Origin of the sequence: Serratia sp. H1w, assembly GCF_000633355.1 — a bacterium.
Classification (GTDB): Bacteria; Pseudomonadota; Gammaproteobacteria; order Enterobacterales; family Enterobacteriaceae; genus Chania.
Genome location: NZ_AYMQ01000104.1, coordinates 1 through 734, shown reverse-complemented (window position 1 = coordinate 734; position 734 = coordinate 1). Strand labels below are relative to the sequence as shown.

Sequence of the window (734 nt, the reverse complement as noted above, 5' to 3'; positions counted from 1 at the left end):
ACGTTCTCACCAGCACGGCCTTCGTCCAGCAGTTTGCGGAACATTTCAACGCCAGTACAGGTAGACTTAACGGTGTCTTTGATACCAACGATTTCAACTTCTTCGCCAACTTTAACGATACCGCGCTCAACACGACCGGTAACAACGGTACCACGACCGGAGATGGAGAATACGTCTTCGATTGGCAGCAGGAACGGCTTGTCGATAGCACGCTCTGGTTCTGGGATGTAAGAATCCAGGTGACCAGCCAGCTCGATGATTTTAGCTTCCCACTCAGCTTCGCCTTCCAGTGCTTTCAGCGCTGAACCACGAACAACTGGCAGGTCATCACCAGGGAAGTCATAAGCAGACAGAAGTTCACGAACTTCCATTTCTACCAGTTCCAGCAGCTCTTCATCATCAACCATGTCACATTTGTTCATGAATACGATGATGTAAGGAACGCCAACCTGACGACCCAGCAGGATGTGCTCACGAGTCTGAGGCATAGGGCCGTCAGTCGCAGCTACAACCAGGATAGCGCCGTCCATCTGAGCAGCACCGGTGATCATGTTTTTCACGTAGTCGGCGTGCCCTGGGCAGTCAACGTGCGCGTAGTGACGGCTTGGGGTGTCATATTCAACGTGTGAAGTGTTGATGGTGATACCACGAGCTTTTTCTTCTGGTGCGTTATCGATCTGGTCGAAAGCACGTGCAGAACCACCGTAGGTTTTAGCCAGAACGGTAGTGATTGC

General features: G+C 51.6%; 1 protein-coding gene. It reads right to left on the bottom strand.

Translation table 11 applies throughout. From position 1 onward, the window contains the following. Positions 1 to 734: elongation factor Tu (locus U869_RS0122465; RefSeq protein ID WP_025123459.1), on the bottom strand; the 734-nt coding region annotated here is incomplete at both ends.